Annotated in this window: 11 protein-coding genes; 4 read left to right on the top strand and 7 right to left on the bottom strand. The window is 64.3% G+C overall.

Annotated features, from left to right (window positions below; genetic code table 11):
- A partial coding sequence (locus JSV08_09230; protein UCF80672.1) for a hypothetical protein occupies window positions 1–1286 on the top strand: 1286 nt, incomplete at its 5' end.
- A 70-nt stretch (window positions 1287–1356) separates the two neighbouring features.
- Here JSV08_09230 and JSV08_09225 read toward each other — a convergent pair.
- Genes JSV08_09225 through asd form a run of 6 tightly spaced genes read right to left on the bottom strand, consistent with a single transcriptional unit; the run spans window position 1357 to window position 8197 of the window.
- Window positions 1357–2532, bottom strand: coding sequence for an aminotransferase class I/II-fold pyridoxal phosphate-dependent enzyme (locus tag JSV08_09225; protein UCF80671.1), 1176 nt, complete (start codon window positions 2530–2532; stop codon window positions 1357–1359).
- A gap of 35 nt (window positions 2533–2567) precedes the next feature.
- Window positions 2568–3527, bottom strand: a complete 960-nt coding sequence (locus JSV08_09220) for a homoserine dehydrogenase (protein ID UCF80670.1) — start codon at window positions 3525–3527, stop codon at window positions 2568–2570.
- A 2-nt stretch (window positions 3528–3529) separates the two neighbouring features.
- Window positions 3530–4459, bottom strand: a complete 930-nt coding sequence (locus JSV08_09215) for a homoserine kinase (protein UCF80669.1) — start codon at window positions 4457–4459, stop codon at window positions 3530–3532.
- 50 nt (window positions 4460–4509) lie between these two features.
- On the bottom strand, window positions 4510–5778 hold the full coding sequence (locus JSV08_09210; GenBank protein UCF80668.1) for a threonine synthase: 1269 nt from the start codon (window positions 5776–5778) through the stop codon (window positions 4510–4512).
- Window positions 5775–7163 (bottom strand): aspartate kinase, encoded by a 1389-nt coding sequence (locus JSV08_09205; protein ID UCF80667.1) that lies wholly within the window; start codon window positions 7161–7163, stop codon window positions 5775–5777. Before JSV08_09205 ends, JSV08_09210 begins: the two co-directional genes overlap by 4 nt.
- Window positions 7160–8197 carry an aspartate-semialdehyde dehydrogenase gene (gene asd / locus JSV08_09200; protein ID UCF80666.1) on the bottom strand — a complete coding sequence of 346 codons (1038 nt, stop codon included), beginning with the start codon at window positions 8195–8197 and terminating at the stop codon, window positions 7160–7162. The genes JSV08_09205 and asd overlap by 4 nt, the downstream gene beginning before the upstream one ends.
- A gap of 197 nt (window positions 8198–8394) precedes the next feature.
- Between asd and JSV08_09195 the strand changes: the two genes are divergently transcribed.
- Together JSV08_09195 and JSV08_09190 are read left to right on the top strand one after the other, a co-directional pair.
- Window positions 8395–9876, top strand: a complete 1482-nt coding sequence (locus tag JSV08_09195; GenBank protein ID UCF80665.1) for a DUF4139 domain-containing protein — start codon at window positions 8395–8397, stop codon at window positions 9874–9876.
- A gap of 205 nt (window positions 9877–10081) precedes the next feature.
- Entirely contained in the window at window positions 10082–13255 is a 3174-nt protein-coding gene (locus tag JSV08_09190; protein ID UCF80664.1) for a thrombospondin type 3 repeat-containing protein, read from the top strand.
- A gap of 66 nt (window positions 13256–13321) precedes the next feature.
- Here JSV08_09190 and amrS read toward each other — a convergent pair whose 3' ends face one another.
- Window positions 13322–14389 (bottom strand): AmmeMemoRadiSam system radical SAM enzyme, encoded by a 1068-nt coding sequence (gene amrS / locus JSV08_09185; protein ID UCF80663.1) that lies wholly within the window; start codon window positions 14387–14389, stop codon window positions 13322–13324.
- 103 nt (window positions 14390–14492) lie between these two features.
- Here amrS and JSV08_09180 point away from each other — a divergent pair, with 103 nt between their 5' ends.
- The gene (locus tag JSV08_09180; GenBank protein UCF80662.1) at window positions 14493–15824 is read left to right on the top strand and encodes a bifunctional folylpolyglutamate synthase/dihydrofolate synthase; all 1332 of its coding nucleotides are present in this window, start codon (window positions 14493–14495) and stop codon (window positions 15822–15824) included.
- Window positions 15825–15831: the final 7 nt, after the last annotated feature.

Here is a 15831-nt window from a genome sequence, read left to right as displayed (position 1 = left end):
CGAGCTCCGCGACCGGTACGCCTCCGTTCGCGTACCTGTGGGCGCCGGGCGGCGAGACGACGACGGCGATCACGGTGACGACGGCCGGCGTGTACAGCGTAACGATTACGGACAGCGCGGTGCCGGCGTGCTCAGACACGACCGTTCCGGGCACGACGGTGACGGTGAATCCGCTGCCGACGCCCGTGATCTTGGAGACCTGCGGTGCTCCGAACACGACGCTGGATGCCGGCGCGGGCTACGTGAGCTACTCGTGGACCTCGGTGCCTCCGGGCGAGCCCGGCGACGGGGCGACGACGCAGACGATCCAGGTTCCGTCGTGCGATTCGACGGGCTCCTACACCGTGACGGTGTTTGACGGCACGTGCTTCGGGACGTCGCCCGCAGAGGATGTCTCGAACTGCATGGGTTCGTGTTGCATCACGAGCGCGACGGCGACGGCGCTCGGGCCGACGACGTTCTGCGAAGGCGGCTCGGTTGACCTGGAGGCCACGCCGGACGACGGCGTCGGACCTTTCACGTACCTGTGGAGTCCGGGCGGCGAGACGACGCAGACGATCACGGTGGGTGTGGCCGATACCTACTTCTGCGACGTGACGGACAACGATCTGATCTGCGGCAACACGGTCACTACGAATTCCATCGTGGTGACGGTGAACCCGCTGCCGACGCCCGTGATCATTGAGACCTGCGGTGTTCCGTTCTCGACGCTGGATGCCGGCGCGGGCTACTTGAGCTACTCGTGGAGCACGGTGCCTCCGGGCGAGCCCGGCGACGGGGCGACGACGCAGACTATCCAGGTGCCGTGCGATTCGACGGGCATCTACACCGTGACGGTGTTTGACGGCACGTGCTTTGGGACGTCGCCTCCAGAGGATGTCACGAACTGTATTTGCAATGGCGGGGAACCGTGTGAGCCGTCGGACACGGACAGTTTTCCTTTTGGTGTGCCGCCGCTGAGGGTAGTGAATACAGCGGGGACGCTGGTGGACGTTGAGGATGAGTCCGGGTGTGGAGCAACCGCCTACGTGGTATATGAGGAAGCGATAGGGACGTGGTACGGGTTTCCGGCGGGTCAGAGCGGGTGCTTGGCGCCGCTCGGGCCTGGAGGAGAGCCGGGGACGGCGCGGCTGGATTACGTGATGGGAGCGCCGGACGTGTGGATCGTGGTGACGGCGGCGAACGCGGCGGGGGAGTCGAGCGCCGGACGTTCGTGGGATTTAGCCGCAAGCTACATGGAGCGGGACACGGCACCCGGCTGGCCGGCTCCCGTAGTGTGCCCGTAAGAAGCCGTTTCGCTAACTGCTAACTGCCAACGGCTGGCGGCTAATCCCCGGCTGCCGGAGTTCCCCGGCTCTAACCGACTAACTCGGAAACGGAGTTCCAGGAAGAGGCGGCGTCGAGCGCGGCTTTCAGCTGCTCGATGATGTCGTCCGCGTGCTCTACGCCGACCGACAGACGGAAGAGGTTCTCGTGGATGCCCACCTCGAGCCTCTGCTCCGGCGTCAGGTACGAGTGGCACATGGTGGGCGGGTGCGTCAGCAGGGTCTCCGTGCCGCCGAGGGACTCGGCCAGGTAGACCGGCGGCGCCTGGGAGGCGATGGTATTGGCGAATTTCTTGTAATCGCCCTCCACCTCGAACGAGACGACGCCCCCGAAGCCCTTCATCTGCTTCTTGGCGACCTTGTGCCCCGGGTGGTCGGGCAGGCCCGGATAGTACACGCGCCCCACGCCCTTGTGCTCCTCCAGGAAGGCGGCGACGCGCTGCGCGTTCTCGCAGTGCCGCTCCATGCGCAGCGCCAGCGTCTTGACGCCCCGTATGGTGTTGTAGGCGTCGTGGGGGCCGGGGACGGAGCCCAGGGTCCTCGCGTAGAGTCTCAGTCGCTCCGCCAGTTCCTTGTTCTTTGTGACGATGGCGCCCCCGACGAGGTCGTTGTGGCCCCCGAGGTACTTGCTGGTCGAATGGATGATGGTCTCCGCGCCGTAGTCGAAGGGGCGCAGCAGGCACGGCGTCGCAAACGTGTTGTCCACGATGAGGGGAACGCCCACCTCCTGGGCCGCGTCCCGGACGGCCTCCAGGTTCACGATGTCGAGCAGGGGGTTCGTGGGCGTTTCCACGAAAATGTATTTCGTGTTCCCTTTTATTAGGCCCTTGAGCTTCTCCGTGTCGTTCGGGTCCGCGAAATCAATCTGGAGAAATTTTGCCAGAACCATGTCGGCCAGCCGGACGGTGCCGCCGTAGAGCTTGTTGCCCATGACGATGTGGTCGCCGGCTTCGAGCGTGTGGAACAGGCAGTTGATGGCCGCGACGCCCGACGAGAAGACGACGGCCTCCTCGCCTCCCTCGAGCTCCGCGAAGAGTTTTTCGAGAACCTCCCGCACCGGGTTTTGCGTGCGCCCGTACTTGATCTTGATGGGCTCGCCGAGCGCCCGGAACGCCCCGTTCTTGGCGGTCGTGATGGGAGTCGCGATGGCCCCGCTTACGGGATCCGGCCGCTGCCCCCCGTGGACGGTGATGGTTTCAATTTTCATAAGGGATTCGGTTGCCTTTTAATACAATTTATCTATTATACCCTGTTTCTGCCGATGGTGACAACGTCCGCGACGACGGCCGAGGCCGTGGGCAGCTGCCCCGCGCCCTTGCCGTAGAGCATCATCTCGCCGACGTTGTCCCCCACGACGAACACGGCGTTCAGTTCGTTCTGGACGCCCGCCAGGGGGTGGTCCTCGTCCAGCAGGGTCGGCCTGACCGACAGCTCCCTTCCCCCCGGCGTTTTCTTGTAGCTGGCCACCAGCTTGATGACCTTTCCGCTCTCGCGGGCTTTCTTTATGTCGTCCTTCGTCACCCCGGTGATGCCCTCCGTGGAAATCTCCTCGTCGCTCACGAAGGAGCCCGTCGCGATGGAGGCCATGATGGCGAGCTTGTGCGCGGCGTCCTTCCCCTCGACGTCGAACGTGGGGTCGGCCTCCGCGAAGCCGAGCTCCTGCGCCTTCTTGAGGGCTTCCTCATAGCTCTGGTTCTCGCGGGTCATCTTGGTCAGGATGTAATTCGTGGTCCCGTTCAGTATGCCCGAGATGGAGCTTATGTTCTCCGTGACGAGGCTGTCCTTGAGCGCCCGGAGGATGGGAATGCAGGCGCCGACGGCCGCCTCGTACAGTATCTGGACGCCGTTCTCGGCCGCGGCCTTGTGGATCTCCCCGCCGTGCCGCGCCAGAAGCGCCTTGTTGGCCGTGACCACGTGCTTGCCTTTCTTGAGCGCGCCCAGGACGAACGCTCTCGCGGGCTCGTAACCGCCGATGAGCTCGACGACCACGTCGATCTCCGGGTCGCCGAGAACGTCGTCCGCGTCGGGGGTCGTCCTGAACGCGGTCAGGTCGACGTCCCGCTTCCGGGAGAGATCCGTCTCGCAGATGGTTTTGAGGGTCAGCGAGACGCCGCTTCTTTCCTTGATCAACCCGGCGCTCTTGGCGATGATTTTGACGACGCCCGTTCCCACGGTCCCCAGCCCGATCAATCCGATGTTCATTGCTAGATTACCTTTGCTCCTTCCTTGTTGACGTTCGAGACGAATGTTCGGCTCTCGAGTCCGTGCCCGGCGAAGGCGGCCTGCATGGCTGCGGCGATCTTTTTCGCCGCCGCCCGGTCGTCGGTCACGGCGAACACGCTCGGCCCCGCGCCGCTCATCGAGCACCCGTAGGCACCGTGCTCGAGCGCGGCCCGCTTCACGTCGTGGAAACCGGGCACCAGGGGGGCGCGGGCGGGCTCGGCGACTCTGTCGTCCATGGCCCTCCCGAGCAGCCGGATGTCGTTCGTGAACAGCGCCGCCGTGACGGCCGAGACGTTGCCCCAGTTGCGCACGGCGTCTTTCAACGGGATCTTTTCCGGAACGGCGGCCCTCGCCTCGGCCGTCTTCAGCTCGCACGCCGGGGTTGCGACCACGGCCACCAGCGCCTCCGGCGCGGCCAGCGGGACGACGTCGAGCGGGTCGTAGCTCCGGATGAGGACGAATCCGCCGAGCAGGCTGGGTGCCGCGTTGTCGGCATGCGCCGTGCCGCTTGCCGCCTTCTCTCCCGCCATGCAGGCGGGCAGGAGGGCCTCTTTTTCGAGGGGCTTTCCGAAAAGAACGTTCACCGCCCATGCCGCCGCCGCGGCACTCGCGGCGCTGCTTCCGAGCCCCGAGCCGAGCGGCATGCCCTTATGGAGCTTCATCTCGACGCCAGCATCGGCACGGAGGAGTTTCCACACTTCCGTGGCGGCGACTCCGGCGGTGTTCTCGGAAGAATCCCTCGGAAGCTTCCCGCCGTCGCCCGTGACCTCCGCCACCCTCACGAGGGGTTCCTCGATTTTCCGCACCTCCACCACGTCCCCGGGCTCGTGCAGGGCGAATCCGAAGACGTCGTACCCGGGGCCGACGTTGGCCACGGTGGCGGGGGCGAAAACTTTCAGCCATTCGCTCATAAGATTCCTAATGCCTTGTCCTGCCTGACGAGGTTGCGCGGCTTCTCACCCTAGGAAAAATCCCCCAGGGCCGCGCGCACGGCTTCCATGGTGGCGTCGACGGGCACCGGTTTGTTGGCGTATCGGTCGCTAAATTGCGTTAGCTTGCCCAGGTGATAATCCACGACAAGGTTCGGATCCTTGAGGAGATGGCCTGTCAGGATGCCCACGACGAGCTCGTCTCTTCCCACCACGCCCGCCTCCACCAGTTTCTTCAACCCGGCGACGGTGGCGCACGAGGACGCCTCTGCGCCGATTCCGGTTCGGTCGACGTGGGCCTTCGCGTCGATGATCTCCTGGTCCGTCACCTCCTCGACCACGCCGTTGCACCATTCGAGGCCCGCCAGGGATTTTTTCCAATTCACCGGGTTGCCGATCTTGATGGCCGACGCCACCGTGTCCACGGTTTTGAGCGGCTCGAAAGAGGTCTTGTTCTTCCACATCCGGTACAGAGGGTTGGCGCCCCGGGCCTGCACGACGGCGATCCGAGGAATTTTGCGAACGAGGCCGATCTCGTGCAATTCCCGCAGGGCCTTGCTGAGGGCGTAATTGTTGCCCAGGTTTCCTCCGGGAAGGACGAACCAGTCGGGAACATCGCCGCCCAGCTGCTGCAGGGCTTCGAAGCAAATCGTTTTCTGCCCTTCGAGGCGGAAGGGATTCAGGGAGTTCATCAGATAGAACTCCAGCGTGTCGCACGCCTCAAGCACGAGCGCCATGGCGTCGTCGAACACTCCCTTGACCTGCAGCGTCTTCGCTCCGTAGGCCAGGGCCTGCGCCAATTTCCCGTACGCGATCTCCCCCTCGGGGACGAACACCACGCAGCGCATGCGGGCGTGGGACGCGTATGAGGCCACCGACGCGGAGGTGTTTCCCGTCGAAGCGCAGGCCACGGTCTTCATGCCGAACATTCGGGCCGCCGTGATCCCCACGGTCATGCCGCGGTCCTTGAAGCTGCCGGTGGGATTCTCCCCCTCGTGCTTGAGAAAAATGTTCTTGACCCCGGTATACTCGCCGATCAGCCTGCTCGAATAGAGCCGGGTGTTACCCTCTCGGCGGGTGACGATTTCGTCGTCCTCCGCCTCGGGAAGAACGAGCTCCTTGTACCGCCAAACGCCCGACCCGAACGGCTCCCGCCGGAGCCGCTCGTCGAACAGCTCCCAAGACACGTTGCCCCGTGCGGCTTCCATGTCCTGTATCGCCTCCAGGTTTCCGCCGCAGTTGCACGCGTGGCGTGCCTCGAGTGCATATTCCCTCCCGCACTCCAGGCACCGAAGCCTCATTTGTCCAGTCCGAATTCCCGATGGAGGCACGCCACCGCTTTCGTGAGGTCTTCCTCTTTTACGATGAAGGAGATGTTGAGTTCCGAGGCTCCCTGGGCGATGGCGACCACGTTCACCTTGCTCTTGCCCAAGGTGCCGAACACGCGGCCGGCAATGCCAAGCGTGCCGATCATGCCCTCCCCGACCACGGCGACAATCGCTATACCGTCCATGACGGAGACTTCGTCGATGTCCCGATGCATGATGCGCTCGGAGAACTCGCGCTTGAGGACGCGCACGATTTTGGACGCGTCGCCCTTGTCCACGACGAAGCAGATGCTGTGTTCAGAGGAAGCTTGCGAGATGACGTACACGTTTATCCCCAGGTTCGCGACCGCGCCGAAGACTTTCGCCGCGACGTTCGAGAGCTCCACCATCCCGGCCCCCTCGACGTTGACGAGGCTCAGGTTGCGGATGGAGGTGATTCCCCGAATCGGCTTCTTGTCGCGGACGGTCTCGGCCTTGACCACGGTTCCCTCCACCTCCGGCTTAAAGGCGTTTTTTATCCAGATGGGGATCCCGCCCTCGACGGCGGGAAGGATGCTCTTGGGATGGAGCACCTTGGCGCCGAAATACGAAAGATCGGCCGCCTCGCGGTAGGACAGCTCCGGGACGGTTTTGGCCTCCGCAATCAGCTTCGGGTCGGCCGTCAGGACGCCGTCCACGTCGCTCCAGATCCACACCTCCTCCGCCTTCAGGCAAGCCGCGACGATGGACGCGGAATAATCGGAGCCGTTCCGGCCGAGCGTGGTGACGACGCCTTTTTCCGTTCCGGAAAGAAAGCCCGTCAGGATGGGCGTGACGCCTTCGCGCAGCATGGGCTTCACTTTCTTAGCCACGCGGGCCCGGGTCACCTTGAAATCGACGTTCGCGGAGCCGAAGTTGTCATCCGTGATGACGAGGTCCGCCGTCGGAATCGGCTCGGAGCTCACGCCGCGTTCTATCAGAATGTTCGCGAGCAGGAGCGAGGACAGCCGCTCGCCGTACGACGAGATGAGGTCCAGGGAGCGCGGCGTGTATTCCCCGAGGACGCCGATGCTCTCGTAGAGCGGCTTCAGGGACCCGATGATGTGCCGGACTTCCTGCAAAACCGAGTCGGGTTGCTTCAGCGATTGCTTCGCGGCCGTCTCGTGCTTTTGGGAAAGCTCCCCGACGGCGCGCTCGACGGTGGCAGTCTTTCCCAGTGCGGCGTTCTTCGTCGTGTCGATCAGTAGATTCGTGACGCTGGCCATCGCGGAAACCACCACGGCGGGGGTTTTCTCCAGGTTGGCCTCGATAAGCTCCGCCGCGTTCGTGAGCTTCGCGGCGTCCCCGAGGGAAGTTCCGCCGAACTTCATCACGATCATTTCAATAATCCCTTCACTTTCATGAGCTCGGCGTTGAGGAGGGCGGCGCCCGCGGCGCCCCGGATGGTGTTGTGGCCGAGCAGCATGAACTTGTAATCCCAGACCGGGTCCTCCCGAACGCGGCCCACTGTGACGGCCATTCCCTTCCCGTTGTCGCGGTCGTACTTGGGCTGCGGGCGGTCGTCTTCCTCCCGAAGGACGATGGGCGGGTCGGGCGCGAAAGGCAGGTCCATCCCCTTCAAGGGGTTGAACGTCTTCAGGGCACCTTTAAATTCCTCCAGCGTCGGCTTTCGGTCCAGGCGGACGCTCACCGCCTCGAGGTGGCCGTCCTGCACGTTCACCCGGTTGCAGTGAGCGCTGATTTTTATCTCGGCATTGACGAACTCGCCGTTCTGGACTCGCGCCAGAATTTTGAGCGGCTCCGACTCCACCTTGGGCTCCTCCCCGCCGATGTGGGGAAGAATGTTGTCCACGATGTCGAGCTCGAAGCCCTTGAACCCCGCCCCGCTCAAGGCCTGCATCGTGGCCACGAAAACTTCCGCTACGCCGAAGCTGTCCAGAAGAGGCTTCAGGACGAGCGCCAGGGGAATGGCGGAGCAATTCGGGTTCGTGACGATGAAGCCCGGCGTTTTCTGCCGCTTCACGACTTCCAGGTGGTCGTGGTTGACCTCAGGTACCAGGAGGGGCACGTCCGCGTCCATGCGGTGGTTCTTGGAATTGCTGCTTACTACGTAGTCGGCCTCGGCAAACGCCGTCTCGACGGGGCCGGCGACGCTCGAGTCGAGGCCGGAAAAGGCCAGCCGGCAGTCCAGGTCGGGCGTGCAATCCCGGACCTTCATGCCCTTCGCGTAATCGGGCATCTCGTACGGGATCTTCCACCTATCGCCGACGGCTTCCTCGTAGGGCCTGTCGGCGCTCTTTTCGGACGCTGCCAGGGCTGTGAGCTCAAACCATGGGTGGTCGCGGAGCAAGTGGATGAACCACTGTCCAACGATACCTGTTGCACCTAGTACACCGACTTTAATTTTCTTCATAGGGTTGTTGTAATCGGGGAAATGCCCCAACCGGGTATTTTACCATAAAAAGCTGAAACCACGGGAATCTCCGGGTAATTTCCCGGGCGGAGCGGGGCCGTGACTTATGGATTTGCCCTAAACGCCCCGCTTCGAGTAGCGTAGAAGGATAGTAAGGCTCGAACATTCCAGCGCACCAAGCGGAAAGGAAAGAAACGATGGAAAGAAAAAAAACGGCGACAAAAATGAAGCGGGCGGCCGTAACTGTGGGCGCGGCGGCCCTGGTGCTCTTCATGGTGTTTCATGGAACCCGGCCGCAGGCGGCGGCGCCCGAAGCAGGCCACGTCGAGGGGGCGGAAAAAACCTTCCGCTCGACCGCGGAAGACCGCCGCGAGACGGCCATCACGGTCTACAACGTCAACATGGGGCTCGTCAGGGAGGTACGCGACGTCTCGCTCGGGCGCGGCGTCGCGGCGCTCGAGTTCCGGGACGTAGCCTCGAAAATTCAGCCCGAGACGGTGCACATCAAGTCGCTTTCGGGAAAACTTTCCGTTCTGGAGCAGAACTACCAGTACGACCTCCTCAGCCCGCAGAAACTACTCGAAAAATACGTCGGCAGGAAGGTCAAGGTGTTTCGCTGGAACGAGGTGACTGGCCGCGACGAGGAGCGCGAGGCCGAGGTGCTCTCCACGAACGACGGCACCATCCTCCGGGTCGGCGACGAGATAACCTTCGGCTACCCGGGACGCATCTCCTTCCCCGAGATTCCCGGGAATCTCATCGCCGAGCCCACGCTCGTGTGGCTCCTTGATAGCGCCGCGCCGAAGCACAAGCTGGAAGTCTCCTACCTCACGGACGGCATGACTTGGAAGGCGGACTACGTGCTCGTCGTGGACTCGGAGGACGCGGCGGGCGACCTGAACGGCTGGGTGACGCTCAACAACACGAGCGGCGCCGGGTACGAGAACGCGCGGCTCAAGCTCGTCGCGGGCGACGTGCACCGCGCCGAGGAGGAAGACGTTTTTCGCCCGGGGGTGAAGTTCATGGCGGCCGCTGCCGAGCCGCAGTTCCGCGAGGAGGCCTTCTTCGAGTACCACCTCTACACGCTCGAGCGCCCGACGACGCTCCGCGACAACGAGCAGAAGCAAATCTCCCTGCTCGAGGCGCCGGGCGTGAAAATCGAGAAGCGCCTCGTGTTCCGCGGCGCGCCGTACTACTTCCGCTCTGCCTGCGGCCGGGTGCAGTCGAACCAGAAGGTGGGCGTCTTCCTCGACATTGAGAACAAGAAAGCGCACGGCCTCGGGATGCCGCTCCCGAAGGGCATCGTCCGCGTCTACAAGGCCGACGCGGAAGGCTCCCTGCAGTTCATCGGCGAGGACCGCATCGACCACACGCCCCGCGACGAGCGCGTGCGCATCAAGATGGGCGAGGCGTTCGACGTCGTGGGCGACCGCGTGCAGACGGACTACAAAGATCACGGCCGTTGCGGCTCGGAGTCGGAGTGGGAAATCTCCCTGCGTAACCACAAGGACGAGGACGCCGAGGTGGATGTGTTCGAGCCCGCCGAGGGCGAGTGGAAAATTCTTACTACCTCGCACGACTGGGAGAAGGTGGACGCGCACACCTTCAAGTTCATCGTGCGCGTGCCCTCCCATGACGAGGTGAAGATCCGCTACCGCGTGCGGATACGCTGGTGCTAGGGCGGTCGTCGATCCACTCTCTGTGTTTATTTGACAACGGCCGGTTTTTCCACTATGCTCCCCTCGGGGAAAAAACAGGGTTACGGCATGGACGTCAAGTCGCAACGCGGGATTCTATCTTGGCCGGTTGACGCGCAGTAGGTTGCTCTTGTTCTCACAAAAACCATCTCCGCGTCAAGGCAGCCGGTCGGCTCGCGTCGGGGCGTTGATTCCTTGCGCCTTACTGCTTTTCTTCATTTCTCACACCGCATTCGCCCAGACGTGGGCGCGCACCTACGGCGGCGACGGCGAGGATAGGAGCCAGTTCATCGAGCATACGGCGGACGGCGGCTACATCGTGACGGGAGGCGCGGCTTCCTTCGGCGCGGGCGAAAGCGATGGGCAGACCTCAGACAGCGACTTCGTCGGGGGGGAGCCCAGTGACGGCTGGATTTTGAAGCTGGATGCCTGGGGCGACGTCGAGTGGGAAAAAACCTACGGCGGGAAAAAGATCGAGTGGTTCAACGTTATCGGGCAGACCTCAGACGGCGGCTTCATTGTTATAGGGCCCAATTATACCCTCGGCCCGGGCTATGTCGATTGGTGGTTATTGAAATTGGACGCTTCTGGGGATATCGAGTGGCAGAAACTCTACGGCGCCGCTTCCTCCGATAACGAGGGGCCTCATTTCATCCGGCAGACCGCGGACGGCGGCTACATCGCGACGGGATTCAGAACTTACCAAAGCGCGGGCTTTCAGGATTTCTGGGTTATGAAGCTGGACGCCTCGGGCGACATCGAGTGGGAAAAAACCTACGGCGGCGCCAAGGCGGAGCTGGCTTTCCCCATCCAGCAGACAAAGGACGGCGGCTATATCGTGACGGGAAAGACGCGGTCCTTCGGCGCGGGCACCGTGGATGTCTGGGTTCTGAAGCTGGACGCCTCGGGCAAAGTCCAATGGCAGAAGGCCTACGGCGGCATTAATTTTGAGGAATCCAAATCCGTCTGTCAGACCTCGGACGGCGGCTACGCCGTGGCGGGGGGGACGATGTCCTTCGGTGCCGGCTCTCACGATTTTTGGGTTTTGAAGCTGTACCCGTCGGGTGACATCGAGTGGGAAAAAACCTACGGCGGCACCGAGGAGGATATAGCCCATTGCGTTTGGCAGACCACGGACGGCGGCCTCGTCGTGGCGGGAAGGACGCAGTCCTTCGGCGGGGGCTGGTGGGACGCCTGGGTTCTGAAGCTGGACGCCTCGGGCAAAGTCCAATGGCAGAAGGCCTACGGCGGCCCCGGCGAAGAGCATGCCCGCACCGTCGAGCAGACTTCGGACGGCGGCTTCGTCGTGGCGGGACATACGACATCCTTCGGCGTGGGTGAGTGTGATTGGTGGGTTCTGAAGCTCGACGCAAACGGAGACATTGACCCGTCGTCCTGCACGTTCATTACGGATACTGCGGTGAAGGGCGTCGATTCCTCGGCCGTCATCACAAAAACCTCGGTGAAGGGCGTGGATTCTTCCGCATCGGTCACCGGCAGCCCGGTGAAGGGCGTGGACTCCAAGGCCACGGTGTTCGAGCAGTGCCCGGACGCCGACGGCGACGGCGTGCCCAACGCAAGCGACAACTGCCCTGGCACACAGGTTCAAGACCCGGATACTCCTGTCGACCGCACCGCACCATGCGGCCCTCCACGCTACGGCCTGAGCGGGCCGGAAATCTATGCCAACCCGCGGCAGGAGGACGCGGACAAGGACAGCTTGGGCGACGTGTGCGACAACTGCTGGTTGGTGCCCAACCCGCGGCAGGAGGACGCGGATGAGGACGGCGTGGGCGACGTGTGCGACAACTGTCCGGCGGACGCCAATCCGCTGCAAGAGGATGGGGACGGTGATGGCATCGGCGACGCGTGCGACCCGGACATGGACGGAGACGGCGTGCCCAACGCGAAAGACAACTGCCCGGTGAATACCAACCCGCGGCAGACGGATACGGACGGCGACGGCACCGGCGACGCATGCGACGCGTGTCCGAACGACCGGGACAACGACATCGACGGCGACGGGGTGTGCGGCGACGTGGATAACTGCCCGAAGGTCGCGAACCCCGCGCAGACGGCTACGGACGCCGACGCCGACGGCGCGGGCGACGCGTGCGACGTCTGCCCGGGCTTCGATGACAGAATCGACGCAGACGGCGACGGCACGCCCGACGGCTGCGACGCCTGCCCGAACGATCGGAACAACGACGCGGACGGCGACGGCTTGTGCGGCGATGTCGACAATTGCCCGATGAGGAACAATCCGCAGCAAGAGGATGCGGACCTGGACGGCTTGGGCGACGTGTGCGACAACTGTCCGGCGGATTTCAATCCCGGCCAGGAGGATATGGACTCCGACGGCGCGGGCGACGCGTGCGATGGGGACATTGACGGGGACGGCCTGGACAACGGAAGCGACAACTGCCCGACGGCGGCGAATCCTCTGCAAGAAGACGGGGAAAACCTTGTCGATTTTAAGGCGCTTCTCTTGGACGCGGGTGAAGCCGTGCTCGCTGACGTTTCGCAGGAATTCTTGACACAAGACGACGATGGCTCCTGCCAAGCGGGCAAGTGCGCCCCGGCGTTCGGCCCGACCTTCGGCTCAGGGGCGAAATATGTCGTCGTGGGAGGAACGTCGGGGCCTTTCGATCAGATTCTTTATAAGCGAACATCTGCCTCCGATTTTACGAGTCCCAGTTCTTCTATGCCGACTCCCAATACGTGCTGGGACGGTGGAAAGCACATGATTGTGGAATATTGGGACGGGGCGGGCTGGCAGATCATAAACGGCTTCCCCTGTCCTATCAGCGACCCGACCAGGTCTTCCGGTGGCCCGGATAGGAGGTGCCCCCTGTTTCTGGACGGTGTTATTAGCGTTGACCAAGGCTACCTGGACCTGCTTGCCGATGGAATCGAGGCTTGCGGCGAATCCATTTGCGACGACTGCCTTGACAACGACGGGGACCTCTTCACAGATGAGTGGGACAACCCTCCCGACCGGCAGCCCGGGGGGCCGGCCGGCCTGGGGCTCGACCCCGGCCTTTACTATATGCGCTTCTGGGTAGGGCCCACCTGGTGCGGGGACGGCCCGTCGCTCTCTTGCTTCAACGGTGTGGACGACGACGGGGACGGCCTCGTAGACGAGAAAGGGCCAACGTGTGTCCCCGCGCCCACTTTTTCCGGTGTTCCGGAAGGCGTCGCGGAGCCTGAAATTGACCAATTCTCGCCCATCCCTTCTCCCGGCGACGGCGTGGGCGACGCGTGCGACAACTGCCCGTCTGTGCCCAACCCGCTGCAGACGGATACGGACGGTGACGGAATCGGCGACGCGTGCGACCCTTCAGTCTCCAGCCTCCAGTAGCCAGTAGCCAGCAAGAATTCACTTTCCTGGCCCCTGGTTTCTGGAGGCTGGCCCCTGGCCCCTGATTCACTCCCAGCGCCCCGCAACGGCGGCGCGGCACTTCGGGCAGGTGCCCTTCAGTAGGCGGTTCTGGCGGACGTGGAAGCCCAGGCGCTCGACCAGAAGCTCGCCGCACGAGGGGCAGTACGTATTTTCCAGCTCGCTCACCATGCCGGGAAGGTTTCCGGCGTAGACAAAGTGCAGCCCTTCGCCCCGCCCGATCTCGGCGGCTCGGAGAAGCGTCGCGACGGGCGTGTCCTCGGGCCCGGTCATCTTGTAGTTCTGGTGAAAGGCCGTGACGTGCCACGGGATGTCGGGCGAGACGGAGCGCAGGAACCCGGCGATTCGCCGGAGCTCGCCGTCCGAGTCGTTGAAGCCCGGAACGACAAGCGTCACCACCTCGACCCAGAAGCCCATCTCCCACGCCGCCCCGATGCTGTCGAGCACCGTCTGGAGCATACCGCCGAGTTTTTTCCGGTAGTGCCTGTCGTCGAAGCACTTCAGGTCGATCTTGTAGAGGTCGACGTAGGGGCGGAGGTATTCGAGCACCTGGCGCGTGGCGTTTCCGTTCGAGACGTAGGAGCAGACGAGGCCCGCCTCCTTGGCGAGCTTGAAAATCTCGACCGCCCACTCCGAGGTGATGAGCGGCTCGTTGTAGGTGCTCGTGAGCACCTTCGCGCCGCACTTCCCCGCGAGCGCGACCACCTCCCCGGCCGTCATGACGTCGGGCGTCGAGAAGGCTCCGGGGTCGCGGAGCGCCTGCGACGTCATCCAGTTCTGGCAGTAGTCGCAGTGGAAGGAGCAGCCGAGCATCCCGAATGAAAGCGCCGTGCACCCCGGGTAGGCGTGGAAGAGGGGTTTCTTCTCTATGGGGTCGGGATGGAGCCCGGCGACGTAACCGTGGGGAACGTAGAGGGTGCCGCCACGGTTGAACCGCACGCGGCAGACGCCGTCGTGGCCGTCTAGGATGAGGCACATGTGGCCGCAGGCGGTGCAGCGCAGCTTGTTCGACTCGAGCTTCTCGTAGAGCTCTCCCTCCCGCGTGAAGCGGCTCAACAACTCCGCGTACGTGTGAATCTCGGCCGGCCTGGGCATCTTTATCTTCAGTTTACCACGCCCGGGGCGCGCGAGCGAGCGGCGGCCCGCCCTTTGGACGGGCGGAATTTTATCGGCGGTAAGAACTCCTATAAAATGAGCGATGCGTTCCCGCGAGCGTTCCGCCTGGCGTTACCTCGACTCGCTCGAGCTCTGGCTGATGAAGCCCGGGCTCGAGCGCATCCGCGCCGTGCTGGAGGAGCTCGGGCGCCCGGAGAAGAATTTTCTCTCCGTCCTGGTCGGCGGGACGAACGGCAAGGGCTCCGTCGTCGCCTATCTGGACTCGGTCCTGCGCGAGGCCGGCTTCCGCGTGGGAAGGTACACCTCGCCCCACCTGGTGAGCCCGCGCGAGCGGATCGCCCTGAACGGGCGCCTCATCGCTCCGGGGGCGTTCGCCGGCGTCCTTCTCGACGTGCGCGACGCGGCGGGGCTTGCCCGGTCTCCGACGGGGCGGCGCGGCGCCGAGGCCAGCTACTTCGAGGTCCTGACGGCCGCGGCCTTTCTCTATTTCGCGCGCCGGAAGGTTGACGTCGCGGTCGTGGAGGTCGGCATGGGGGGCGACTGGGACGCTACGAACGTGCTCGGCTCGCCGCTCGTCTCCGTCATGACGAACGTGGAGCTCGACCACACGCGCCGGCTCGGCAAGACGCGCGCCGTCATCGCCCGCACCAAGGCCGGCATCGCCCGCGCGGGGCGCCCCCTCCTCGCGGGGCCGATGACGCCGTCCGCGGAGCGCTCGGTGCGGAAGGTTTGCGCCCGAGTCGGGGCGCGCCTCGTTTCCGTGCCGCGCGTCTGCACGCTAAGGGAAGGTAAGGGAGGAAATTTTTCTGCGCGCGTGCTCGGAAAAAATTTTTCCGGCCTGCGCCTCGGCCTCACCGGCGCGCACCAGCGCGAGAACGCCGCGACGGCCCTCGCGGCCCTCGCGCTCGCCCGCAAGCGGCTGCCCTGGAGCGCGGCGGCCCTCCGCCGCGGATTCGCCCGCGCCCGGATTCGCGGGCGCCTGGAGCGCGCGGCGGGCCGCCCCGCCACGTACCTCGACGGGGCGCACAACCCATCGGGCGCGCGTGCCCTGGCCGCGTTCCTCGCAACGCGCGCCGAGCGCCCACGCGTTCTCGTCGTGGCCGTAGGGCGCGAAAAGAACGCCGAGGCCATGCTCCGCGCCTGGAAGAGAGTCGCGGAGGGGATCGTCGCGACGGAGGTTCCCGGCCATAAGTTTTTCCGGGCGCGCCATCTCGCCCGCCTGGCCCGGCGCGTCGGCCTGCCCGCCTTAACGACCTTGGCGGGCAAGCCCTGCCTGTACGCGGAGCCTTCACCCCTCAGGGCGCTCCGCCGGGCGCGGCTCCTTGCGGGACGCGAGGGGCTGGTGTGCGTTGCGGGCTCGCTTTTTCTCGTCGGGGAGATTCTGAAACCGAAGGCCTTCAGAAAAAGCCCATAGTTCCGCT

The sequence above is a fragment of the Acidobacteriota bacterium genome (assembly GCA_020349885.1).
Lineage (GTDB): Bacteria > Acidobacteriota.
The sequence above is the reverse complement of the archived record's forward strand: the minus strand, read 5'-3'. Positions and strand labels throughout refer to the sequence as shown.